Raw genomic sequence first — 320 nt, 5'->3', positions numbered from 1 at the left:
TGGCTGAGCATCACCACCGCGGTATCCGCGTCGATCGCCGCCGGCAATTGCTCCGGGTCATCTACCAGGCGTAGCCGGTAGCCGCGCTGGAGCATGTCGGTAAGGCCCTCGGCGATGTACAGATCAGTGGGGAAGTTGCTCGATTCGGAAACGATCACCTTGCGCCCTGGCGCGTCTTCCTCCTGGATCCGTAGGGCGGCGCTGAGCACCTTGAACAGGTTGATCGATGTGGTGTCGGTGATCACCACTTCGCCGGCGCGCGCGCCGATCAGGGGCGCCAGCTTGTCGCCGAGGCGCTCCGGCAGGCCGCGCCAGTCGGC

1 protein-coding gene is annotated in these 320 nt (G+C 66.2%); it reads right to left on the bottom strand.

Annotated features, from left to right (window positions below):
• Positions 1 to 320 (bottom strand): hypothetical protein (locus ACLJNW_RS24045; protein WP_410961197.1); only part of this gene is annotated, 320 nt, incomplete at both ends.

The sequence above is a fragment of the Salmonella sp. SAL4457 genome, from assembly GCF_046548235.1.
Classification (GTDB): Bacteria; Pseudomonadota; Gammaproteobacteria; order Enterobacterales; family Enterobacteriaceae; genus Salmonella; species Salmonella enterica.
The sequence above is the reverse complement of the archived record's forward strand: the minus strand, read 5'-3'. Positions and strand labels throughout refer to the sequence as shown.